The following is a 552-nucleotide window of genomic DNA, read 5'->3' as shown; positions in this document are numbered from 1 at the left end:
ATTAGCAGAATATTCTGACAATTCATTATGACACAAAAAGAGTGTGAAGATAATTCCTCACACTCTTATTCATTTAAATATATACACCGTTAGCAATTAACAACTGAATCTCCTGCAAGTGATTCGATTGAATCGTTCCGTCAGGGATCAAATGATTCGCCTCGATATAACCGTCTTCAAGTGACAAGACACCCTCACGATTACACTCGTAACCTAACGGATCAACAATCGGAATCTGTCGTTGAATCTCTACATAAGGTTTGTGAACTCCGTTAAGTATTGCGCCTGTATCGCCTTGGTTATTGACTGTGTTGTCAGTTGATCTGAATAACTCGTATTCCTTACCTAACTGAAATTCGATCGTATCTACTAGGCTATCGTCTACATAAATATTGTAGTTTGCCGTTGTTGATCCTAGATAGATTACAAGGGTAACTTTCAATTCTCGATTTGTTACTAATTCTAAGTCGAGCATATACGGCGCTGTGAACGGCAATTTCAGATAACACTCTGCGCCTTGATAATTGTACACGTTCGCGTATTTTTCAAGGA

At 38.4% G+C, this 552-nt stretch carries 1 protein-coding gene; it reads right to left on the bottom strand.

Features of this window, described 5'->3' with window-relative positions:
* Positions 1 to 73: 73 nt before the first annotated feature.
* The coding region (locus HK417_RS24655; protein WP_222273513.1) for a hypothetical protein at positions 74 to 552 on the bottom strand (479 nt) is incomplete at its 5' end.

Source organism: Modestobacter marinus, assembly GCF_019799945.1.
Lineage (GTDB): Bacteria > Actinomycetota > Actinomycetes > Mycobacteriales > Geodermatophilaceae > Modestobacter > Modestobacter marinus_B.
This window is presented reverse-complemented; position numbering and strand designations above follow the sequence as displayed.